27 protein-coding genes are annotated in these 21,757 nt (G+C 54.8%); 14 read left to right on the forward strand and 13 right to left on the reverse strand.

Features of this window, described 5'->3' with window-relative positions:
* Window positions 1-32 precede the first annotated feature (32 nt).
* Window positions 33-659 (reverse strand): hypothetical protein, encoded by a 627-nt coding sequence (locus OR601_RS01770; RefSeq protein WP_265592012.1) that lies wholly within the window; start codon window positions 657-659, stop codon window positions 33-35.
* A 142-nt stretch (window positions 660-801) separates the two neighbouring features.
* Between OR601_RS01770 and OR601_RS01775 the strand changes: the two genes are divergently transcribed.
* The gene (locus tag OR601_RS01775) at window positions 802-1,296 is read left to right on the forward strand and encodes an HIT family protein (RefSeq protein ID WP_265592013.1); all 495 of its coding nucleotides are present in this window, start codon (window positions 802-804) and stop codon (window positions 1,294-1,296) included.
* Here the strand turns inward: OR601_RS01775 and arcC are convergent, their stop codons facing one another.
* Complete coding sequence (gene arcC, locus OR601_RS01780; RefSeq protein ID WP_265592014.1) at window positions 1,297-2,253, reverse strand: carbamate kinase; 957 nt, start codon at window positions 2,251-2,253, stop codon at window positions 1,297-1,299. It abuts the gene before it with no gap.
* Between the two features lie 158 nt (window positions 2,254-2,411).
* Complete coding sequence (locus OR601_RS01785; protein WP_265592015.1) at window positions 2,412-3,245, reverse strand: alpha/beta fold hydrolase; 834 nt, start codon at window positions 3,243-3,245, stop codon at window positions 2,412-2,414.
* An 83-nt stretch (window positions 3,246-3,328) separates the two neighbouring features.
* Between OR601_RS01785 and OR601_RS01790 the strand changes: the two genes are divergently transcribed.
* The 5 genes from OR601_RS01790 (at window position 3,329) to OR601_RS01810 (ending at window position 6,364) form a co-directional block, all read left to right on the forward strand.
* The gene (locus tag OR601_RS01790) at window positions 3,329-3,973 is read left to right on the forward strand and encodes a GNAT family N-acetyltransferase (RefSeq protein ID WP_265592016.1); all 645 of its coding nucleotides are present in this window, start codon (window positions 3,329-3,331) and stop codon (window positions 3,971-3,973) included.
* Window positions 3,974-4,209: 236 nt separating this feature from the next.
* Complete coding sequence (locus OR601_RS01795; protein ID WP_265592017.1) at window positions 4,210-5,088, forward strand: MBL fold metallo-hydrolase; 879 nt, start codon at window positions 4,210-4,212, stop codon at window positions 5,086-5,088.
* 46 nt (window positions 5,089-5,134) lie between these two features.
* Window positions 5,135-5,611 carry a YcxB family protein gene (locus tag OR601_RS01800; RefSeq protein ID WP_265592018.1) on the forward strand — a complete coding sequence of 159 codons (477 nt, stop codon included), beginning with the start codon at window positions 5,135-5,137 and terminating at the stop codon, window positions 5,609-5,611.
* A gap of 106 nt (window positions 5,612-5,717) precedes the next feature.
* On the forward strand, window positions 5,718-5,969 hold the full coding sequence (locus OR601_RS01805) for a type II toxin-antitoxin system RelB/DinJ family antitoxin (RefSeq protein WP_265592019.1): 252 nt from the start codon (window positions 5,718-5,720) through the stop codon (window positions 5,967-5,969).
* Window positions 5,966-6,364 (forward strand): type II toxin-antitoxin system death-on-curing family toxin, encoded by a 399-nt coding sequence (locus tag OR601_RS01810; protein WP_136012288.1) that lies wholly within the window; start codon window positions 5,966-5,968, stop codon window positions 6,362-6,364. The genes OR601_RS01805 and OR601_RS01810 overlap by 4 nt, the downstream gene beginning before the upstream one ends.
* 19 nt (window positions 6,365-6,383) lie before the next feature.
* Here the strand turns inward: OR601_RS01810 and OR601_RS01815 are convergent, their stop codons facing one another.
* A complete protein-coding gene (locus OR601_RS01815; RefSeq protein WP_265592020.1) occupies window positions 6,384-7,028 on the reverse strand; it encodes a Crp/Fnr family transcriptional regulator in 645 nt (214 codons plus the stop codon).
* Window positions 7,029-7,139: 111 nt separating this feature from the next.
* On the opposite strand from OR601_RS01815, the gene hcp reads away from it, so the two are divergent.
* Complete coding sequence (gene hcp, locus OR601_RS01820) at window positions 7,140-8,735, forward strand: hydroxylamine reductase (RefSeq protein WP_265592021.1); 1,596 nt, start codon at window positions 7,140-7,142, stop codon at window positions 8,733-8,735.
* A 609-nt stretch (window positions 8,736-9,344) separates the two neighbouring features.
* Here hcp and OR601_RS01825 read toward each other — a convergent pair.
* Together OR601_RS01825 and OR601_RS01830 are read right to left on the reverse strand one after the other, a co-directional pair.
* Window positions 9,345-10,322 (reverse strand): tetratricopeptide repeat protein, encoded by a 978-nt coding sequence (locus OR601_RS01825; RefSeq protein ID WP_265592022.1) that lies wholly within the window; start codon window positions 10,320-10,322, stop codon window positions 9,345-9,347.
* A gap of 30 nt (window positions 10,323-10,352) precedes the next feature.
* Window positions 10,353-10,493 carry a winged helix-turn-helix transcriptional regulator gene (locus tag OR601_RS01830; RefSeq protein WP_265592359.1) on the reverse strand — a complete coding sequence of 47 codons (141 nt, stop codon included), beginning with the start codon at window positions 10,491-10,493 and terminating at the stop codon, window positions 10,353-10,355.
* A 19-nt stretch (window positions 10,494-10,512) separates the two neighbouring features.
* On the opposite strand from OR601_RS01830, the gene OR601_RS01835 reads away from it, so the two are divergent.
* The gene (locus tag OR601_RS01835) at window positions 10,513-10,854 is read left to right on the forward strand and encodes a nuclear transport factor 2 family protein (RefSeq protein ID WP_265592360.1); all 342 of its coding nucleotides are present in this window, start codon (window positions 10,513-10,515) and stop codon (window positions 10,852-10,854) included.
* Window positions 10,855-10,877: 23 nt separating this feature from the next.
* Here the strand turns inward: OR601_RS01835 and OR601_RS01840 are convergent, their stop codons facing one another.
* From OR601_RS01840 to OR601_RS01850, 3 genes are all read right to left on the reverse strand, one after another.
* Window positions 10,878-12,257: an MFS transporter gene (locus tag OR601_RS01840; RefSeq protein ID WP_265592023.1), complete on the reverse strand. Its 1,380-nt coding sequence runs from the start codon at window positions 12,255-12,257 to the stop codon at window positions 10,878-10,880.
* Window positions 12,258-12,492: 235 nt separating this feature from the next.
* Window positions 12,493-13,008 carry a helix-turn-helix domain-containing protein gene (locus tag OR601_RS01845; RefSeq protein ID WP_265592024.1) on the reverse strand — a complete coding sequence of 172 codons (516 nt, stop codon included), beginning with the start codon at window positions 13,006-13,008 and terminating at the stop codon, window positions 12,493-12,495.
* Window positions 13,009-13,424: 416 nt separating this feature from the next.
* Entirely contained in the window at window positions 13,425-13,763 is a 339-nt protein-coding gene (locus tag OR601_RS01850) for an HIRAN domain-containing protein (protein ID WP_136012294.1), read from the reverse strand.
* Window positions 13,764-13,907: 144 nt separating this feature from the next.
* Between OR601_RS01850 and OR601_RS01855 the strand changes: the two genes are divergently transcribed.
* The 3 genes from OR601_RS01855 to OR601_RS01865 are packed head-to-tail and all read left to right on the forward strand — an operon-like array spanning window position 13,908 to window position 15,527.
* A complete protein-coding gene (locus OR601_RS01855; RefSeq protein ID WP_136012295.1) occupies window positions 13,908-14,171 on the forward strand; it encodes an FAD-binding protein in 264 nt (87 codons plus the stop codon).
* Window positions 14,107-14,985 (forward strand): FAD-binding protein, encoded by an 879-nt coding sequence (locus tag OR601_RS01860; RefSeq protein ID WP_136012296.1) that lies wholly within the window; start codon window positions 14,107-14,109, stop codon window positions 14,983-14,985. Before OR601_RS01855 ends, OR601_RS01860 begins: the two co-directional genes overlap by 65 nt.
* Window positions 14,982-15,527: a transcription repressor NadR gene (locus tag OR601_RS01865; protein ID WP_136012297.1), complete on the forward strand. Its 546-nt coding sequence runs from the start codon at window positions 14,982-14,984 to the stop codon at window positions 15,525-15,527. Before OR601_RS01860 ends, OR601_RS01865 begins: the two co-directional genes overlap by 4 nt.
* A gap of 85 nt (window positions 15,528-15,612) precedes the next feature.
* Here OR601_RS01865 and OR601_RS01870 read toward each other — a convergent pair whose 3' ends face one another.
* Window positions 15,613-16,404, reverse strand: a complete 792-nt coding sequence (locus tag OR601_RS01870) for an NADPH-dependent oxidoreductase (protein ID WP_136012298.1) — start codon at window positions 16,402-16,404, stop codon at window positions 15,613-15,615.
* A 191-nt stretch (window positions 16,405-16,595) separates the two neighbouring features.
* Here OR601_RS01870 and msrA point away from each other — a divergent pair, with 191 nt between their 5' ends.
* On the forward strand, window positions 16,596-17,567 hold the full coding sequence (gene msrA / locus OR601_RS01875; RefSeq protein ID WP_265592025.1) for a peptide-methionine (S)-S-oxide reductase MsrA: 972 nt from the start codon (window positions 16,596-16,598) through the stop codon (window positions 17,565-17,567).
* Between the two features lie 312 nt (window positions 17,568-17,879).
* Here the strand turns inward: msrA and OR601_RS01880 are convergent, their stop codons facing one another.
* Together OR601_RS01880 and OR601_RS01885 are read right to left on the reverse strand one after the other, a co-directional pair.
* On the reverse strand, window positions 17,880-19,445 hold the full coding sequence (locus tag OR601_RS01880; RefSeq protein ID WP_136012300.1) for a C69 family dipeptidase: 1,566 nt from the start codon (window positions 19,443-19,445) through the stop codon (window positions 17,880-17,882).
* Window positions 19,446-19,491: 46 nt separating this feature from the next.
* On the reverse strand, window positions 19,492-20,124 hold the full coding sequence (locus OR601_RS01885; protein ID WP_265592026.1) for an NAD(P)H-binding protein: 633 nt from the start codon (window positions 20,122-20,124) through the stop codon (window positions 19,492-19,494).
* A 194-nt stretch (window positions 20,125-20,318) separates the two neighbouring features.
* On the opposite strand from OR601_RS01885, the gene OR601_RS01890 reads away from it, so the two are divergent.
* Both OR601_RS01890 and OR601_RS01895 read left to right on the forward strand, forming a co-directional pair.
* Entirely contained in the window at window positions 20,319-20,801 is a 483-nt protein-coding gene (locus OR601_RS01890; protein ID WP_136012302.1) for a GNAT family N-acetyltransferase, read from the forward strand.
* Window positions 20,802-20,969 carry a TIGR04076 family protein gene (locus OR601_RS01895; RefSeq protein WP_167604290.1) on the forward strand — a complete coding sequence of 56 codons (168 nt, stop codon included), beginning with the start codon at window positions 20,802-20,804 and terminating at the stop codon, window positions 20,967-20,969.
* Window positions 20,970-20,998: 29 nt separating this feature from the next.
* Here OR601_RS01895 and OR601_RS01900 read toward each other — a convergent pair whose 3' ends face one another.
* Entirely contained in the window at window positions 20,999-21,703 is a 705-nt protein-coding gene (locus OR601_RS01900; RefSeq protein ID WP_265592027.1) for a DNA-3-methyladenine glycosylase I, read from the reverse strand.
* Window positions 21,704-21,757: the final 54 nt, after the last annotated feature.

The following is a 21,757-nucleotide window of genomic DNA, read 5'->3' on the forward strand; positions in this document are numbered from 1 at the left end:
CGGTTAATAAAAACAGCTGCTTTCACGGTAAATTAGATTGTTGTCCCATTGATAGGGGAGTCGGGCTCTCCCTCATGCAATTCGCGTCGCAGCTGCTCCCACTTTCGAACCGCGACAGCTTTGAGTTTGCCGGTGTGGGCCATCTTGTAGCTGATGATCCAGACATACACTAGGGCGGCAATCCCCAGAATGATGCCAACTACTAGAGGTGCGATATCAAAACTGGATTCGATGGCGTAGTAGAAATACAGCATTATGCAGATAAGAGCCTCAAATAAGTACTCGTAGTTTCTAAACACGGTGAATCTTGAGTGGCTCTTGTCTTCCTTGTACAACTCGTTCAGCGTCTCCCACTTGTAGCCTTTGATCTCTGATTCAAGCATCACGATCATGTATGCGCTAATTTTTGCAATGTTCTTGCGGTAATAAAGGCTTTTAGATGAGAGGGGGATGATGAGGACAAAGGGAATCAGGAAGAGAAAGGGGTTGTTCGACGAGAAGGCAAATGCCAAAACCGCAGCCAATGCGGTCATCGAGAAGGTTGAGAAATCGTTGGACAGACGCGTGCAATTCCCAATTTCTTCCCGCAACGTTTCGTATTGCATCTCGTATTGAGCTACGAGCTCGTCAGATCTCTCGATTCTAGAAAAATCTTCCACTGGCTTTTCCTGTCCGGCTCATACGGTGGCAATACTTAGTCCCTTATATTCGTCATTATAGAAGAACAGTACACTTTACTAGGGGCGTGCAAAGGTATGCGCCCTACGCCACTACAAGGGCATCGACGGGGGCGATGGGATAATGAGCACTATTGAGCCTGTGATCTGGAGCGATGAGAACTTCGAGATAAGGTTGCCAGCTCGTCCTCATGTGGATCGTGATGATGGAGGCCACCTCGTCGTGTATCCAAAACGAGACGTCAGCTTCAGAAGCGAACTCCCCGTTCAAGAGGCCCAAGCTCTCGCAGTCCTTCTCCAAGCATTGGAAGAAGCCTACATCTCTGCAATGAGGGCGCGCGGACTAGATATGGTCTGGCTCAACATACAAGACAACGGCAATTGGTCGCTCCTTGCCGATAAGCCCAGGCATTTCCATGTGCACCTCTATGGCAGATGCAGGACAGAGCATGGGCAGACGCCGGGCCAAGCGCTTGTGTTCCCAGATCCCCACTCAACGGTCTACGACGAGAACAAGCAGCTCGATGAAGGGGATCTCGCTGCCATCATCGATAGGCTAAAGACCAATATTCAAAAGATTGCTTCACGAGAAAAGGACCAACCATATCCTTTGAGATAGCTACAGAGTGATGAGGGTTCCCGTCTCTCCGCGAAGGCCCTCGGCAGCATGGCCTAGCGAGGTGATGATCGCTTTTCCTTGAGGATGCGCTTCTACGAATTTGACGCAGGCCTCTACTTTGGGAAGCATGCTGCCAGGGGCAAATTGCCCCTGTGCAATATAGGTGCGGGCCTCCTCTGCGGTCATGCTGTCGATGCCTTTTTGATCTGGTTGGTTAAAGTTGATATATACCTTATCTACCGCTGTGAGAATTACCAAAATGTCGGCATGGATCTTCCAGGCCAGGATGGAGCTCACAAGGTCCTTGTCGATGATGGCATCCACTGCTTTGTAGCGGTCATCCTCTAGGATGACGGGAATGCCGCCACCGCCCGCGGCCACCACGATGCAGCCGTTGTCCACCAAGGTAGAAATAACCCCTAGCTCGAGAATGTCCTGTGGAGCAGGGCTTGGAACTACGCGTCTCCATCCGCGTCCAGAGTCTTCCTTGACCTGGCAGCCAGTGGCTTTGGCAAAGGCTTGGGCGTCCTTCTCGGTCATAAATGCGCCGATGGGCTTCTCGTAGTCCTTAAAGGCTTCATCGGAGGCATCTACCAGGACATGGGTAGGCACATCCACCACTGCGCGCATGATATCTTGCGAGCGAAACTGGTTGATGAGCGTACGGGTCAGCTGCGCGCCAATGTAGCCTTGGCTCATGGCATTGCAATCAGTCAGGGGCATGAAGGGAACTTGGTTTGCAGGGTCTTTGCTTGCAGCCACAAAGGCCTCGTCGATGACGCCAACTTGAGGCCCATTTCCATGGGTGATTACCACATCGATACCCTCTTGGATCATGGAAGCCAAATGCTTTGCAGTCTCTTGCAATAGGGTGAGCTGCTCTTGAGGATTATCTCCAAGGGCATTGCCACCCAGGGCCACAACCACGCGTTTGCCAACAAGTTGATTTGTGTCCATAGGTCTACCTCTTTACGGGCTCTGCAGTTCTGTGCCGTTAAGGCGGTATGTGCCCTGATAGCCACGGCATCATCGCGAGAGGCCCTCCATGTCTTCTAGAAGGATGTGCACCCTCTGGAAGAGCGCACTTTTCTCATTGGCTGGAGCTTGGGGAAGAGCTAACTATGCTCGTGCTCCTCGCAGCCTTTAACGAGCTCTTCTATCAAATGGTTGATCTTATCGGGAGCATCGGTGTTGGAGTTGTGGCCTGCGTCCTGGATCCATTGGAGGGGGATGCCTGTCTTTTTGTGCCAAGCCTTGTTGTATCTAATGCAGGAGCCGGCATGGTCCTTCTCTCCGCAGATCAATAGGGCGGGGCAGGTAATCTCATAGGGAAGATCGGCCTCCATGGCGTCAGCGAGCATTTTAAACCCGTGCCCTGCGAGGGCCGCATAGCGTTCTTGATCGCCTTCGTAGACCATCATCATGGTGTGCATAAGCTTTTTCCCATAGGAAGAAGCGGCCACACCCTCTGTGCCGGATTTCAAGAGCCATTTCCACGGATAGTGCTTGTACACGGGCTCCATTCGTTTTAATAGCCACAGTTCTGCGCCAGTTACGTAGCTGCGTTGCAGCGGTGCCGAATCAATGGACACAAAGCCCTTTAGTTTTTTAGGAAAGCGCTGCGCGTAGGCTTGCCCAACGTAGCCGCCCATGGATTGCCCAACGATGACGGGGCTGTCGAATCCCTCCTGCTCCAAGATCCCGTCGAGCCATTGAGCTTTGTCCGCTAAATCAAAGGTGAGATCAAAGGGATAGGAAGCCGAGTGTCCAGGCGCATCCCATACGAGCACTGGGTATGTTCCCTCAAAGTATTCGATTTGTTTGTCAAACAACCTGTGGTCTGCCGTGAGCCCTGGTAAAAAGACCAACTGAATACTCTGCTGGCGTGCAGTTGGCTGCGTCCAATAATGGATAGTTCCCTGTTTGGTTTCGTAAGTCTTCTCAATCATCGTGGGTATCCTCGGCTCCCCCAAAGGAAGTATCTTTATAAACATAGGCACATTGGTATCTCCACATTCTAATGGGAGGCTATATGAACATCGACGGGATCACCCTGCGTGCGGCTGTGACCGATGACCTCGACGCCATCGCCCTCATCTACAACTCCCTTTGGTGCAACTGGATCCGCAAGGCGGGCGCATGGGAAGATTGGGCTCTCTGCGGAAGGTTCAACGCCGCGATGCAACTCCAACGCTCTCCCATCACGTTGGTGGCCGAGCGCAACGGCGCCGTCATAGGCGCTTGTCTTGTGGGCATTTTCAAAGATGGCGTTCCCGAGAAGAACCCCCACTGGCAGCCGATCTATGAAGAGCTTCTTGCCGCGGCTACTGAGCGAGCTAAAACCGCTGACGAGGACCTTGAAGGGTCGCTCTTTGGCGACTCGCGAGAGAAGGCTACGGCTGACCGCTTCGCCGCCACCGGCAACAAATACGCCCAAGCGCAGATCAACCTGATCATCCTCAAGCCGGAATGGCAAGGCTTTGGCCTTGGGCGGCGCCTTATCGAAGAGGCGCGTCATCGCATGCGCCAGGAGGGCTGCACCAAGTTCTTCCTCATGAGCGACAACCGCTCCAACTACCAGTTCTACGATCATTTGGGAATGACCCGCATCGCCGAGGACCACAGCCAAGACACTGGCGACAACTTCATCGTCTATGTCTACGGAGGAGAGGCCTAAACCAAAGCGCCCTTTCTCTGAGATGATTGAGAATATAAATATATATTAACTGAGTCGGGAAGCAGGCTTTTCTCGGCTTCACTTGAGGTCTCTAGTAAAACTCTGATGACTAGAGGGCAATCAAGACGCCGTTTTGCTGCACAATTCTGGGAGGGAGCGGCTTCAGCGTGCTTTCGTTGCGCTAGTGGCCAAGAGAAGTGACGCTGCTGTTCAGGCCGATGGTAAGGGGATCATCAATGTATGAGCTGGTGCAGGTATCCGAGCATGACTATTACCTCCAAAGCCCTGCCAAGATCGGCCTGGTGGGGCTTAATAATCAGGACGTCTGCCTTATCGACAGCGGCAACGACAGAGATGCCGGGCGAAAAATCAGAAAGCTCTTAGACGAGCGTGGCTGGAAGCTCACTGCCATCTACAACACTCACTCCAATGCCGACCACATCGGTGGCAACCGCTACCTCCAAGCCCAGACGGGCTGCCAGATCTATGCTCCAGGCATCGAGCGGGGTTTCACCTGTCACCCTATCCTTGAGCCGGCGTTTCTCTATGGCGGCTACCCCTTTAAAGACCTGCGTCACAAGTTCTTGCTGGCTCAGTCAAGCGAGGCCCAAGAGCTCACCCCAGATAGGCTGCCCACAGGCTTTGAGATGATCCCTCTGCCCGGGCATTTCTTTGACATGGTGGGCTTTCGCACGCCCGACGACACGGTATATCTGGCCGATTGCCTTTCCAGCCAAGAGACCCTGGAGAAGTACCAGATCGGCTTCATTTACGATGTGGCCGCCTATCTCGAAACCCTCGAGATGGTAAAAGGCCTTAAGGCAAACATGTTCGTTCCTGCCCATGCCCCAGCAACCTCGGAGATCGCCCCGCTGGCTCAGCTCAATATCGACAAGGTCCACCAAGTGGCCGAGAAAATCCTCAACCTCTGCCAGGAACCCATGAGCTTCGAGAGGATCCTCCAAAGGCTTTTTTGCGACTATGGATTGACGATGACCTATGAACAGTACGTCCTTGTGGGCAGCACGGTGCGCTCTTACCTGGCATGGCTAAAGGACACCGGCAGGCTCGACGCACTCATTCAAGACAACCAGCTACTGTGGAAGCGGGGATAGGATGGTCAAATACTCCTGCGAAATGGGGCCGCAAGAACAGGGTGTATTGGTTGAGCTGGCCCTTGCCAATCCAAAAAACGTGAGAAGGCGCAAGATCGCAAAGATTCTCGCAGGGGTGATGATCCCCCTGATGCTCCTCTATCTTGTGGTTTTAGCCCACCGTATGAGCGAGCAGATAATGGGCCTTCTCTTCCTGGTGTTCTTCGTAGGTGTGGTGTTTCGAGTTCCCTATGAGCTCCAAAAGAGGATTCTTACACAGGTCCAATCAAAGGCAGACAACAGATTGGTCTCTGGGTGGCGTGAGTATGCCTTTGATGAGGACGGTATCAAGATTAGCTCTGATTTGGGCACCGGAGAGCACCGATGGAACGGCTTTAGCTGCTGGGGCGTATTTAACAATTACGTCTATGTGAGAGAGATCAACAATGAGATGATCCTCGTCAGCAGAGATCACCTTTCAAAGGCAGAAGACGGAGAGCTTCTGCGACTTCTTCGCGAGCATCTGCCCGAAGAGGTTTTGTAAGCCCCTAGTAGATGCTCATATATAAGCACATATTATCACGTGCAAATAACTGGATATTACAGTAGAAGTACCCATAGTAATCACTTATTTTTTGGTTGGTGAGGAAATGGCGACTACCAACGTTACGATTCGAATGGATGAAGATTTAAAGCGTCAGGCCGACGAGCTCTTCGCTGAGATGGGCATGAGCTTCACAACGGCAGTCAATGTGTTCACTCGTCAGGCAATAAGGGAAAGGCGCATTCCTTTCGATATATTCGTGGGGTCTCCGTCAGCTTCAGTAGATAGGGACGCTGTGGAAGCTGCTCTTAGCTTTTCCTCTGATTACCTTGAGGATTTCAAACGGATGGCGAAATGACGTTTGAAATCAAGTACATCAATATTGATACAGCATTAGCCATTCATGAGGCGATGATCCAACGATTTGGCGGCAGTATGGGCTTACGTGATATAAGACTGTTGGAATCTGCGTTGGCTCAACCTGCACAACCGTTCCTGGGGAAGGACTTTTATCCCACGATTTCAGAAAAGGCTGCCCGTCTTGCGTTCGAAATTGCTAGGAATCATCCTTTTATTGATGGGAACAAGCGCACGGCTGCCGCATGCATGGCTGCTTTTTTGTCTATCAACTCAGTCGGGTTTTCTCCTAGGAAAGGAGAAGTTGCTGACAAGATCATCGCTTTGGCTGCCGGGGAGATTGATTATTGGCGATGGCCTGCGCGAAATCCATGTGGGGGCCTCCAAGCAATCTGACGATTCTAGAGCATTGGTTCTACAGCAGCGTATACCTAGTCCCCCGGTAGTCGATGACGCCCTCTTTGCGCAGGCGTCCCAGCTCGGCCGAGAGGGTAGAGCGATCGACACCCAGATAGGCAGCGAGTTTGGTTTGGCTATAGGGAATCTCGAAGCTTTGAGTGCCAGCAGTTTTTTGCACCTGGGAGAGATAGGCCAAAATCTTGCCGCGGACGGTCTTTGGCGTGGTGACCATAGCGCGTCGATTCATCTCTAAATTATGTCTGGCTAATACACGCATCAAATTGCTTGCAATAGTGATATGACACGCGCATTGGTGCGGGCAGGGATGGATGATTTTCTCGGCTTCAAGGAATACGACTCTAGCGTTCGTATCTGCCACGACATCGATGTCTAGCGTCTCTCCGGGCATGCAGGCGTATCCAGGCGCAAAGATCTCACCCGACTCGCAGGTTTGAAGGATGTTCACGTTGCCCCAGGCGTCAGCGACTTCCACGCGCAGGCGCCCCTCCAAAACCACGCCCAGCGCGTTGGTGGTTTGGCCTGCGTGCAGTAAATACTGGCCGCGCTGGTAGGTTTTCTCCCGTGCGTTGAGGCAGGGGAGCATGCGCTCCAGGTCACCGGGCGCGATACCTGAGAAAAGCGCAGATGTGCCAATGGCCATAAATCTCCTCTAATTGTTGGAATTAGAACAGACATGTTATCTCAAGAACAGAATACTTCAGCTATACCCGCGAGCGCAAAGGCGCGCTCAGCTAGGCGATAGGAGAGAGCGATGGGTGCCGATAACAAGATGTTCTGCTTCCAATGCGAGCAGACCGCAGGTTGTACCGCATGCACGGGCCTTGCGGGAGTGTGCGGCAAGAGCGTCGAGGTGGCCCTGCTTCAAGACGAGCTTACCGGTGCTTTGATCGCGCTGGCTCGGGCTGCCGAGAATAACCCCCTCAAAGATGCAGGTACTGACGATCTGATGCTCGAGGGCATGTTTACCTGTGTGACCAATGTGAGCTTTGACGGGGATGCCATCAAGGCGCTTATCGGTCGCGTGCGCGACGAAGTGAGTCGCTTAGATCCCCAGTGTGCTGACGGTGCCTGCGAGTACGACATGCATGAGCTTTGGAGCTCGGCAGAAGACATGCGAAGCCTTAAAAGCCTGCTGCTTTTTGGCATGCGCGGCATGGCTGCCTATGGCTACCATGCGGCTTCGCTGGGCGAGCGCGACGATCAAGTGACCGACTTCCTCTATGAGGGGCTGCGTGCGGTAGGGAGCGATCTTGGCGCCGATGAGCTGCTGGCTCTGGTGCTTAAATGCGGCGAGGCAAACTTGGCTGCTATGGCGGCGCTGGAGCGCGCCAATGTTGGAGCCTATGGCAAGCCTGAGCCCGCTACCTGCAACCTTACTGTTGAGGCAGGCCCCTTTATCGTGGTGACTGGCCATGATCTTCATGATTTGGAGCAGCTGCTGGAGCAAGCCGAGGGTCGCGGTGTCAACGTGTACACCCATGGCGAGATGCTTCCTGCCAACGCTTATCCTGAGCTGCGCAGATACCCGCATCTCAAGGGCAACTACGGCACGGCCTGGCATAATCAGCGTCGCGAGTTCAAGGATCTGCCCGCGCCTATCCTGTGGACTACCAACTGTCTGATGAGGCCAGACGCCTCCTATGCAGACCGCGTGTTTGTCACCGGTCCCGTGACGTTTCCTGGCGCCCACAACGTACCTGTGAATGAGGACGGCACTAAGGACTTCTCTGCCCTCATCGACAAGGCCTTGGAGCTTGGCGGCTGGTCTGAAGACAAGCAGTTCACCGGAATCAATGGCGGCACTTCTGTGACCACTGGCTTTGGCTATGACACGGTGATGGGCGTGGCGCCTGCGGTGATCGATGCGGTGAAGAGCGGCGACATCAACCACTTTGTGCTGCTGGCAGGCTGCGACGGACAACGTAGCGAGCGCAGCTACTACACCGAATTCACCAAGCAGGCTCCTGTAGACACGGTGATTCTCACTTTGGCTTGCGGCAAGTATCGCTTCAATGACCTGGACTTGGGCGAGATCGACGGCATTCCTCGCTTGCTAGATGTGGGCCAGTGCAACGATGCCTACGGCGCCATAAGGATTGCGCTGGCGCTGGCCAAGGCCTTCGAGTGTGAAGTCAACGATCTACCGCTGTCCATGGTGCTCTCTTGGTACGAGCAGAAGGCCGTATGCATCCTGCTGACCCTGCTCTATCTGGGCATTCAGGGCATCTATCTGGGTCCCACGCTGCCGGCATTCATCAGCCCCGGCGTCTTCCAGGTGCTGCAGGAGCGCTTTGGCATTCGCCCCATCTCCACTCCGGAGGCCGACCTGGCTGAGATTATGGCTTAGGGCGCCTCGTACATTTCTTCTCTCCCAGGCGCTCCGGTTCCCTATAGGAGCCGGGGCGCCGTTGTTTGACGACAGCGCTCGCGCCTACTAAGTACATTTCCTTCGGCATGTGCCTACTAAGTACAATTGAATATGAAACCAACTCTGTGAGCTTAGGTGATGTGATACTTAAATATAAAGTGACGCAGATTTTGGGCAAAATTGGCCTACTAAGTACTTAGTAGGCGCGAATGCATAGAATGTACTTAGTAGGCATGGAATGGAGCTCAGTCCAAACCTCATCTGCCCTGCGTCCCCATCTCATAGGTAGGTCTTCTTTTGACCTTCCAGAATTTATCTGGGGGTTTGCAGCTTGAAAGTAGTTCTACTTTCAAGCTGCCCCCCTCTGAGCGCAAAGAGTACTTGTAAACAATGAAGGTAGATTTGGCCTATAGATATTTGGCCTATAGGTTAGGGGGTGTTGACGCAGGTCTGACGCAGGTTTGACACAGGTCAACACCCCTTATCACAGCACACGTTTTGTCCTATAAGCCAAGCCAAGCGGAGGCACTCTATAAAAGCGCCTCCGCTTTTGTGTTACGAGTATAAATAAGTTAAAAAACTTTCATCCTATACGATGATGAAGTCGCCGCCGTCACCCTCATCTTCCACCATGGCACGGGCGATCTCTTGACCCTCGATAGCCTCCTGCAGACGCTTCTTGTAGTAGACCTGGCCGTCGGCAATGTCTAGGCGAAGGCCGATCTCTGCGCGCTGGAACAGGGCAAGCGCCCTTAAGGGGTCAGGGTTGATGTTGTACTCGAAGCAGTCAGGATCGATAAGAATCTGAGCGATGCGAATGGCGGGCTGTGCGTACTCCTCGTCACTCTGAGCCATCTGCAGGCTGCGCTCGTAGAGGGCAAAGGCCTTCTTCATATCGCGCTTTACTGCTCTGCCGCGGCTAAACATGTCACCCAATTTGTAGATAGCCTCGCAGGAAGGTGCCAGTGCTGCGGCCAGGGAGTAAAACTCGTAGGCTTTGGCATGGTCAGGTTTGCCAATGCGCCCATACTCGTAGATGTATCCAAGATTGATGATGCTTTGGTAGCAGCCATTCGCCATAGCCAGCTCGTAGAGCTCGGCTGCCTTCGCATAATCCTGTTTCACCACGTCGCCCATATAGTAGAGTGCACCCAGGCAGTTCGCCGAGGCGGCGCTGCCCACAGAGATTGCCATCCTAAAGCCCAAAACCAGCATCTCTTTAATGGCAGGACTCAATTGGGCAGCATCGCGGATACTCTCTTTATTCTCTTGCCAGTAGTCGTAAAAGCTGTCGATATCGTGCATGGTTGAAAGCGCGGCATCCGCCAGTTGCCCCTGGACCCGTTTGAGCAGCAAGACGCCATACATTTGATTGGGATCGGCAGGAAACTCTCCCTCGTTAAGGTCAAAGTCTTTGAATAGCTCGTCAAAGATCTCTTCTTCGCTGAGCGCATGGAGATCCTCGGTGCCAAAGTCCATCTCTGCAAGCTCTGCCATGCGTTTCACATCGTCTTCGGTCACTTGGTATTTGTTGAATATCGCTTCATTCCTCTCATAAGGCTTCATAACCATCTCCCTCTCTTGAGCGCTTGATCCCTACGACGGCTCGATCTCTCCGGACTTCACTTTCTCCTGATAGGCGGTTCCCCAGTCCCATAGCGCATTCAACACGCTCTTCAAAGTAAGTCCTAGCTCAGTTAAAGAGTACTCGACTCGAGGGGGAACCTCTGCATAGATTCAACAGGCACTGGGTCTCATCAACACTTTTGCTACTGGCGACATTCAGAAGGCGCACGACCTTCTAGCCGAGAACTACATCCAGCACAACCTGGCTTATGGCACCGGCCGCGGTGCCTTTGTGTCCAGCGTCGAGTACCTGGCCTCTGCTCCCGTGCCCACTACCGTGAAAAACATCCGCGCCTTCGAGGATGGCGATAAGGTCTTCCTGCATGGCATTTATAACTTCGCAGGCGCTGGCGAACAAGTGGCCTTCGATATCTTACGCTTCGATGAGGACGGCAATATCGCCGAGCACTGGGATGTCATGGCAACCATCCCTTCCAAGCGCGATTGGAAGAACGACAACGGCAAGTTCTAAGCCATTCAGGCGTTGCCGGTACCTCAGCGCTGGCGCTTGGCGCGCCGGGAGTAGCGAAGAGCTAGCAAGAGGCCGCAGAGCACGATGACACAAGAGACTATCATGGCGACACCAAAGCCTTGGGAAGAGGCGGTCTGCGGGGTGGCGCCTGCATGCTCGGCTGCCTGTGAGACCGCGCTCATGATGCCAATGTAGAGCGCCGGCCCCAGACAGGCAGCTAACTGCAGCGACGTGCTCATCAAGGCCACGCCGTGGGAGTGAAGATCTGCGGGAAGCACCTTGAGCCCTGAGGTTTGAGAGGATGAAAGCACGGCGCCTGTGCCAAGGTAGCCAAAGAAAATGCCTGCGGTGGTGGTTATGGGGCAAAGCAAGAACGAGCCCGCCACCGCGAGCGCCAACCCTGCACACGCAATGAAAAAACCTATAGGCAAGAGCGGCCACGGGCCGCGTCGGTCGAACACCTTCCCGGAGATGGCGGCTGCAGACGCGTTGCCAAGGACGGGGAAGATCAAAATAGTACCTACCATCGAGGCGTCGAGCCCTACGCCCTCCTCGAAGTAAAGCGGCGAAACCACCGAGAGCGAGAAATAGGTCATCATGGTGATCATTACCAGGACGACAGCGGGCCAGAACAGGCTGGACCGCATGGGCTTGAGCGATATGAGCGGCTGCTCCAGGGAGTTTTGGCGCCGCACGAATAGCGCCAGCAAGACGATGGCGCCGGCAAGTTCTAGGATTCCTGCCAGCAGGTTTGCTGAGATCTCTGAAAGCCCTGTTGGAAGCGCTGTCACGGCGATCGCCAAGAGGGCAACCGACAAAAGATCAAAGCCTCCACAGGCGATCTTTTTCTCTTTGGGGATTACGAAGAATCCTAGGGCCATGAAGAGTGTCCCAAAGACGAGCGGTACCAAAAAGACGCTGTGCCATCCAAGGTAGCTCACCATATAACCTGTCAAAATAGGGGCGGTAGCAGGCCCTAGGGTGATCATTGCCGAGCCCAAAGAGAGAAACATCCCCATTTTCTTATGCGGGGCATAGTCGACGATGACATTCATCATGAGGGGGATAAAGACGCCAGTGCCCACTGCTTGGACAAGCCGTGAGGCCAATAACATGATGAAGCTATTGGCGCAAAAACCGCCTAACGAGCCAAGGCTATTCAGGCCTGCAGCTATAAAAAGGAGCTTGCGTAAAGAGAACCGCTGGTAGAGAAAGGCCATGCAGGCCACGGTGACAGTTACGATTATCATGTAACCGGTAATGAGCCACTGGGCCGTTACCGTGTCGATGGTGAAATCGGCAATGATCGAAACCAGCGCCACGTTCATAAGGTTTTCGTTGAAGCCCGACATGAACGAGCATCCGTAGAGGATAAAGAGCAACGCATTCAAAGACGTTTCCATCGAGGCTCCTGTTCAAATGCTGTCAACCACAGGGTGGGCGACAGACAATTTGGTGGCAGCCCTCGCGTGCACATCGCACGGTAGGTTGAGCTCACAAGAGAAAAGTCTAACAGAGGCGCATTATCCAGCGTTTTAAGCCTGCATTTGGGAAATAGCTGCGATCTTGCCCCTTGGGAGCAAGATCGCAGCTTGAAGGTGAGGCCGTGTCAAGCAGAAGCGACAGTGGGCTTGGTGTCTATGCGGCTTTCCTAGAGAAGATAGCTGCAATGCCGGCGGCTGCGGCGACAAGCACGATGGGGGCTCCTCGCACAAAGACCCATTCGAAGCCGTGAAGGAGCGTGGCTGCCACCGCAGTCTCTGGATCAGAAAAGTCCCAGCTTAAATAGGAGCTTCCCAAGGCTATGAGGCTCATATAGGTGACGACGATGACGCCGCAAAGCGCCACAAGCGCCCAAAACAACATCTTTCTCCGGCGTTCCTGCTGTTGCGCCAGCTGAAGGTTGATGATCTCCAGCTTCTCTGCAGGGACTGCGAGCTCGTCAAGATCCTGCGTTGCCACAGGCTCACCTAAAAGCACGCTTACCGGGGTGTCGAGTTTCTCGGCAAGGACGATAAGCATAGACGCATCGGGTACCGAGAGCCCCTGCTCCCACTTGGAAACCGTCTGCCTTACCATGTTGAGCTTTATGGCCAGCTCTTCCTGGGTAAGGCCTTTGGACTTTCTTAATTCCTTGATAGTGTTGCCTAGCATGGGACCTCCAAACCTCCCGCCATCACTATCTAGGCAGAAGTAGCATGGATAGTGCAAGCAACGCTTGTTAACATTTGCGTTGCGCGAGGTAGATGAGGGCGCTCTTTACTAGTTATGCTCCTAGTGTGCGGAGCGGGATGACAAATAAACCTTCGTCGGCTTGATATGCATATTCGCCTGTACCGGTAAGGACCGCCATACACTCTGGGGGTCTGGTGCGTCTCTCAAGTTTTTGGACGCCTGGATTCTTACCCTGATAAGATTCTGTCCGCAAAAACTGCGACATTTTCCGGGAAGAGAAATATGGAGGACCATTATCAACCATGTAAATAGCAAAGTGGACACTTGGCCTCTAAAAACGAAGTTTGTCACCTCTGTGAGCATGGGTAACAGACTTGGGCTTTGGTTGATGACGACTAGGCTTCCTCATGAGAGAGATCAACAAAGTAGAGGCCTACATGGATTTGCTCCCAGGTATCTGCCTTAGGGTCTACCTTCAAGATGCGGCACTCCAGCACATTGGTGTGCCCAAAACGCAGGAGCTGAGCGGGGATCTCGTTGAGTGCACGAGGTATATAGCCCAGCTTGGTGTCGTGCCATACCAGCGCTACCGCATTGGGGTCATGAGGATTATCTGGCTCTGCCATTAGCTGAACGCCGTCACCCACTTCTAAGTCGTGGACCACCAGGGAGGCATCCCAAAAACGAGTGCCTGCAATGTCGAAGTCTGCAAAGTGCTTTGAAAAGACGCCCATGATTCCTCCTCGAGTACGGCTGTGCTTTTACTGCCATTATCACAAGGAGATACGAGGATGGGTGACCCTCTTATGGGACAGCGAAAGACATTTTTTAGGCTGCTAGCGGATTGATTCAAAGCACTCCAAGGATCTTCTGGATGCATGACGCAGGGCTGCCATCCCGTGCCGGAGGGTTATCAGAGCCTTCATGAGGGCGCCACCTACTGTGCCGCACTGCATGAAGGCAGAAGCACTCTGCAAGCAGACGTCGTGATCGTGGGCTGTGGTGTGGCAGGGCTCTATGCTGTGCTCTATCTGCCTACCGGCATGAGCATCGTACTATTATCCAAAGGCGCTATCGATGAGTGCGACTCGATGCTCGCTCAAGGAGGAATCTGCGTGTTGCCCGAAGAGGGGGGACTATGAGACCTTCTTCGCAGATACGCTCGCAGCTGGCCACTACGAGAACCGCCGTGAGAGCGTGGACATCATGATCCGCTCCAGCCGGTCAGCCATTAACGATCTTGTGGCCTTGGGCTGCGATTTTGAGCGAGATTGGAAGGGTATGCTTGCGTTTACGCGAGAAGGCGCACATAGCCGCCCGCGTATTTGCTATCACGCAGACACAACTGGCAAAGAGATCACTACCACGCTGCTTGCCGCCGTCCGCCGACTGCCCAATGTGCGCATCTTAGACCACGTGGCAATGGTCGACATCCTTACAAAAGAACCGGGCTGTCAGGAGGACCATGCACAAGGCTGTCAGGAGGATTGCACACAACGCGCCTTTGAGAAGGCTGCAGTGGCGATTGGCGGAGGGCGCAACCATCGCTACAACCTTTCGACAGCCGTGATGCTAAAGGATAATCACATCGACGCTGCTGGCGGCGTAGCCGCTGCGGTGGCTGCGGCTCGAGCCCATGCGCCGTTCACCTGCACTGTCGAAGTCGAGTGCGAGGATCTTGCCATGGTGCGCGAAGCGGTGGAAGCCGGTGCCGACATCATCATGCTTGATAATATGACCCATGACGAGATGGCTGCGGCGATCTCGCTGATCGACGGCCGTGCTAAGACCGAGTGCTCAGGCAACGTTGACGCAGGCAACATCCGCGCACTGGCAGATTTGGGCGTTGACTACATATCGTCAGGCGCTCTCACCCATTCTGCTCCTATCCTCGATCTATCCCTCAAGCATCTGCGCTTGCTTGACGATGCGCGTACTAGCGGGGTGGCGCAATGAAAGGCAGCGAGCGCAGATCGCAAATCTTAGAGGCACTGAGTGCATCCGAGGTTGCTGTCTCAGGCAGCTCGCTCGCACAGGCTGTGGGGGTGAGTCGGCAGGTGGTAGTGCAGGACATTGCGCTGCTTAGAGCCAACGGCCACGACATTATCGCTACCAACAAGGGTTATGTGCTGCGCGATGGGGCAGATGCGCCGCAGATCCCCACCCGCCTTATCAAGGTATGCCATGGTCTTGACGAGGTGGCAGACGAGCTCACGACGATCGTCGATCTAGGCGGAACCGTTCTCAACGTTATGGTGAACCATCGTGTGTACGGGACCATCACAGGTGTCCTCGATATTAAAAATCGCAAGGACGTCGAGCGCTACCTCGAGAACATTCACTCAGGGAAGAGCTCTCCGCTGCTTATGGTGACCAGCGGGTATCACTTCCATCGCATTGCGGCAGATACCGAGGCCGAGCTTGATGAGATAGAGCACACATTGTGCCAGAAAGGCTACCTTGCCGAGGTCTTGCCCTATGAGGGGGACCTTCAGTAGCGTGGCGCCTTTCTTGGGGCATTTTGCGTAGGCGGGCTCGATTCCGCCAAGCCGGTCTCAGAGATAGTGTGTCTGCCCCCCAGGCCTAAGGCTGCAGGGGAGTGTCCGTGGCAGGCAACCCAGGATTGAACCCCTGCATCTCGAGCATCTGGGGAACGCTCAGGTGGTTTTTGAAAGGCACCTGGTAGAAAGAGGCCACCGTCTCTGACCAGCTTTCATTGTCTTGCCCTTCGGTCCGTTGGCTCCGATAGGCACGGTAGCGCTGGTCATAGCCATCGATAAGGGACTTGAGGTCCGGGTTGTACCGGTCGGTGAAGTAGACTGCCTCGTGGGGGAGACGGGGTTTGAGTGCCGGATCTTGTGCGGGATAGCCAATGCAGAGGCCGGCGATGGGGATGACATAGCGAGGTAATCCCAGGGCCTTCGCCATCTCGGGGCCGTGAGCTCGGGCGTCGCCGATAACGCAGGTGCCGAGTCCCAAAGACTCGGCTGCGGCCACGGCCCAGCCCAGGGCGATGCCTGCGTCAGTGACTCCAACCATAAGGTTGTCCTGCACTTTGGACACTTGGTCAAAGGTGTCCTGGTCCTCATGGCAGGCCAGCCAGGTGCGGTAGAAGTCTGCGCAAAAGACTAGGAACACCGGCGCTTCCAGCACGTAGGGCTGCTGGTTGCAGAACTCGAACACTTGCTTGCGGAGGTCCTTATCGGCAACGTTTACTACAGAGACATGCTGGCAGTTGACCCAGTTGGGCATGGATTGCACCGCATCCATGATGCTGCGGAGGACGGCTTCGTCCACTGGCTTGGACGAGTAGGCGCGGATGGATCTGTGGGCGCGCATCCCCTCGATGGTGGGGGAGGTTATAGGATCGTTCATGGGAGACTCGCTTTCTTGGAGCAGGGGCGTATCGGTTAGATATTTGTACCCCTTATGCGGGCAATTCCATGCGCGCGCGTTTCTCGCAATGGAGCCTATCTGGGGCTATCGTGGGGGTATCATTATGGCTTATCCTCTGGCGGCTGCGGTAGGAAAAGGCAAATGCAAACGCTACCAAGAAGGGGGCGCCTATGAAAACGCAAAACATCGTGCTGGCTGGAGGGTGCTTCTGGGGCACCGAGGCCTATATGAAAAAGCTCCCCGGCGTGCTGGGCACCCAAGTGGGCTACGCCAATAGTCAGGTAGAAAACCCAAGCTACCAGCAGGTATGTACAGGGACTACCCATGCAGCAGAGGCTGTGAAGGTGACCTACGATCCTCAAGTCATCTCGCTGCCGTTGCTGCTAGAAGCCTACTTTCAAACCATCGATCCCACCTCGCTCAATCAACAAGGAAATGATCGCGGCACCCAGTATCGCACGGGCATCTACTGGACCGATCCTCAGGACGAGGCCGTCGTAACCTCGGAGCTCCTCAAGCTCTGGCGCCGTATCGGCAAGCCTTTGCGCGTCGAAGCGCAACCATTAATAAACTTCTATCCGGCCGAAGACTACCACCAAGACTATCTGGCCGCTAATCCCCAAGGCTATTGTCACGTAAACCTCTCTGATGCCGAGAAGTTCGTAGCCTCCCATGCTGCAGACTTTGTGCTGGTGGCCCAACACTATCAAAAGCCGGAGCAGGCTCAGCTAGAAGCCGCCCTGGATCCTGCTACCTATCAGGTAACCCAGCAAGCTGCCACAGAGCCCGCATTCTCCCATCCTTATGATCACTTGTTTGATGAGGGTATCTACGTTGATGCCGTGACTGGCGAACCCCTCTTCTCTTCCCGCGACAAGTTTGACTCCGGGTGTGGATGGCCGGCTTTTTCTCGGCCTATTGCTCAGAGCGCCCTGGCAGAGCAGGTAGATACTTCGCTGAGGGGGATCCCGCGAGTAGAAGTGCGCAGCAGCGTCGGCTCCAGCCATCTGGGGCATGTCTTTGATGACGGCCCGCAAGAGCTGGGAGGGCAGCGCTACTGCATCAATGGGGCAGCGCTGCGCTTTGTGCCCAGGGACCAAATGGAAGCAGAAGGGTACGGATACCTGCTCTCAGAGCTTTAAGGGCGCCTATGACTGGCGGGAGGTGCCTTTTGGCTGCACGGGCTGGATTTCTATGAGAGGATCATCCTGACAACAAGTTCCCTAAACCAAGGGAAACGGCGAGAGCCGTGCCGGCCATGAACGTCCGCCGTGAAAAGGGTGTGCTGTCCATGGTTCGCTGACTTCCTTGATGCGCCGATAAGAAACGGAATGTCTCTTAGAGTTTCTGATATTTGGTCAAAGGCCACAAGTTGAGGGATGTAGGCTCCACGTTTTTGTAGAGCCTACATCCCTCACGCTCGAGACGTCGCAAAAGGATTCGAAGCAAAAGGCTTAGTGGTCGTTCATGTTGAAGGCGTTCTTCATGCCCACCGTGCGCTGGTCGAGCACGGTACCCAAAAGGTCGCGGGTCTGGTGTTGGATCTTATCGGTAAGGGCTTGATTTGCTGTCTCGAGAAGCTGGTGAACCTGAGGATCGTCGGTGGAGTCCAGGTCCACCTTGCCTTCTTGGGCAAGTGCTTGCAGCTGGGCATCGGTCTCGCGAAGCGATTGGTAGCCTTGGGCCATGGTGTTCAGGCGATAGGCCTGGATGGACTCGTAGCTCTCAAAGAACTGGGGATCTGCAAGGCCGGCGACTAGGCGGTTGTTCCAATAGAGGCTGTCGGTGGTCACCTGGGCCGGGGTGTCCAAGTAGGCAGGGGTCTTTTCTACGTTGGCATAGACGGCCACTGCGGTATTGAAGGGGCCAGAGGCGGGAGCGAACCAATGGATGCCCTGGAGGGCTTTGGGCGCCCGGGAGCGGATGCACAGGATGGAGCACTCAGAAGTGCGGTCGATGCCCACATAGCGATACTGATGGCGGGTAGCTGGGGTTCCTTTGGTGCCATAAGGATCGTATTGGGTGCCGTCATAGGTGGTGGCCAAGAGGTCCTTGACGTCTGAGGCGGAGAGCTTCTTGTCGGGGCGCATCGCCCAGGGGATGTCCAGGCTCTCAGGCCCAAAGGCGGGATCGGTTCCGTGGAACCGCTGGTCAGAAGGGGTCAGGCGACTGCAGAGATACCATTTGCGAGGGGCGTTGTAGAGCTGGTCGAGCCAGGTGTAGGTAGAAAACGCGATGCGAGCGTCGAAAAAGCGGGGAAGCCCATCGACGGTCTCTTCAGAGGCCACTTCGGGCATGTCCATGAGCAGGTCGTTCTCGCGGATCCAAGTGGCCAGGTCTGCGCTGCACATGTAGTCTTTCTGGTCGCCTAGGGCGTCCGCCAGGTCAAAGGTGTCGATGCCTTGGCGGTTGGGCTGCACCACGTAGCAGTCGTCAGGCACGCGGCGGGCGATCCAGTGATGGCCGCCAATGTTCTCCCAGTACCACACTTCGTCGGCATCGCCAAAGGCCACGCCGTTGGTCTCGTAGGTGCCGTACTTCTCTACCAGCATGCCTAAGCGCTGGACGCCCTCACGGGCGCTTTGGATGTAGGGAAGGGTGATGGTGGGCAGGTTCTCCTCGCCGATGCCCCCTGGGACCTCGGGACGATAGTCAGGATCGCCCGGGGTGCCCTGAGCGGGTTGATAGCACACCAGAGGATCTGCCCCCAGCACGCGGGCATTGGCCGAGATGGTCTCGGTGGCGCTCATGGAGACGTTGGCGGCGTTGATGCCGGTCTCTGCCCAGATGCCGTTGGACTTGTCTGCATTGGGGGTGCAGGTATAGCGCAGCGGGTTGTCTGGCAGCTCGATGGTGAGGTGGTTGGCTACTCCGGTATAGGTGCGGGGCTGGTCCTCAGGGTTCACTACGACGAGCTGTTTGGGATCGAAGGAAAAGTCCTCGCCGTCCTCGTTGCGGGCGACGATGGTCGATCCGTCGTTGGTGGCGTGTTTGCCAACGAGCAATGTGGTGCATGCCATGGAAAACTCCTTTGCTTTCCTGGATTGAAAACACTCGATATATTCCCTAAACGGCCGCCAAGGCATCGGCAATGGGAGTCTCGCCGTTTTTGACCCTGATCACCTGTCGATAGGTAGTGGGCATGGGAAGGGCGGCAGCCAAAGTGGATGCGATGTCAGGAATGGCAACGGGACCTTCGTGGTCAGGATTTATCACAATCTTGCCGGTGGGATCTTCCTCTCGAAGGAGGCCGGATTGGACGATGGTCCAATCCAAGTCGGTTTGGGTGAGCCAATGGTCTGCGAACATCTTGGCGATGTTGTAATCGGTGATGTCTGCTATGCCCGGCTCCTGAGCCCATTTCTCTGGCTCTAGGGTAAACATGGAGCTAAGCATGATAAAGCGGTTGATGCTTTGCGCGTCGGCGGCTTTCATGAGTTTGACGGCGCCGAAGGCGTCCGTTTGCAAAAGGTCCTTCCCTCGGGAACCTGCCACAAAAAACACCGCATCGCAGCCCTCGAGCTTGGGCATCATGGCTACCACATCGTCATGGAAGTCGAACTCGACGGGGATGACATTGTCCTGTGTAGCAGGGAGAGGGTGCCTGCTTGCTGCCACCACCTCGTGGCCTTCTTTTGCAAGGGTCTCTGTGAGCTTTTGGCCTACGCGTCCAGTTGCGCCGCCAACGAATACTTTCATGAATGCCGCCTTTCCAAGCCTTTACGGAGCGGCTTGTACCCTCAGGCCCCAAGAGAAAGGGCGATAGGTAAAAAGCCTACAAGTAATAGGGGAGTCTGAAGAAGAAGCCAAGTCGGTCCCTCTTGGGGAGCTGGTTTTGAGAAAATGAAACTGTCTGTAAGATAAAAATCAGCCATCGCCCACAGGGAAATGCCATGGACTATACCGTGCGAGAAATAGCCGCGAAGGACAACGCCGCCGTAGAGGAGATCATCCGTTACTGCCTCAAGGAGTATGGCGGAGATCATGAGGGCACTGCCTGGGAAGACCCGGGGCTTGGAAGCTTCTCTGAGGTCTACGCTCCCGATAACTGCTGTTACTGGGTGGCAGAAGACGCAACTGGAAAGGTAGTGGGCGGCGTAGGGGTTGGCCCGCTGCCGGGCGTGCCAGGGGTCTGTGAGCTTCAAAAAATGTACTGTTATCCAGAAGCGCGAGGTACAGGCGCGGCACACAGGCTGATGGATGTAGCCCTTACCTTCGCTGCCGAGAATTACGACTCCTGCTACCTGGAAACCTTTGGAAACATGGTGCCTGCGCAGCGGTTTTATGAGAAGCGAGGTTTCCATAGGATCGAAGGGCCGTTGGGTCAAACGGGCCATTACGCCTGCGACGTGCTCTATCTCAAAGAGCTGCGTTAAATGCGAGGCCAAGGGCAACCAAAGGTCTTTGGGTGGCTCTCGAACGATGGCACTCGTCCTGTGATCTTCAAGATCGAGCGCATAGACATTCCAGAAAACGATAAAGAAGCAGCCTGGCTTAGCTCCCAAGACTTTTCCAATAGCGCCAGCGATGCCTATACGGGATAAGTCGCCAAGCCTTGGAGATGATTAAATTACTACCCAAAGTCGCTGTACAGGAAGCACCCCGGCTGATGGCCGTTGATGAGTCCGGCTGACTGCATGAAGGCATAGACGGTAGTGGGGCCCACAAAACTCATGCCGCGAGCTTTGAGATCCTTGGCCAGGGCTGCCGATAAGGGCGATGAGGTGTGGCCAGTCTCATGCATCGGCTCGAAATCTACCCAACTCCAGAAGTAGCGATCCAGCGAACCAATCTCTTGCTGAATCGCTTTTGCCACCTGGGCATTCTTTACCACGGCACGAATCTTAGGCTTGCTGCGGATGATGGATGGGTCGCAAGCGAGAAGATCGATTTTCTCGGCATCGAAAACGCTTACTTGATCGATGTCAAAATCGCAGAAGGCTTGGCGAAACGCTTCTCGTTTGTTGAGGATGCATTCCCAAGAAAGGCCGGCTTGGAAGCAACTGAGGGCAAAAAGCTCGAAGAGGCGCCGGTCGTCGTGACAGGGTACACCCCACTCATGATCGTGGTAGTCCAGATAGGAAGGGTTTTGGGGGTTGGCCCAGGAACAGCGGGGCGTGTTGTCGGGCCAGAGGGCTGCGTAGTGTGCGCCCCGGGTTTGGCAGCGCTGGCAGCGTGGACTATGTGGGTTGAAAGTGCAAAAACCCGAGCATCCGGGAGCCTGAGGGGCAGGCAGTGGATACTCGGGTTGTAGTGTGCGCGGGCGAGCTTTGGTCAAAGAGCGCTCCTAGGTACTGTTATTGGCGGTGATGTCTCCAAGCCAAATCTACGA

This window comes from Leptogranulimonas caecicola, assembly GCF_023168405.1.
Classification (GTDB): Bacteria; Actinomycetota; Coriobacteriia; order Coriobacteriales; family Atopobiaceae; genus Leptogranulimonas; species Leptogranulimonas caecicola.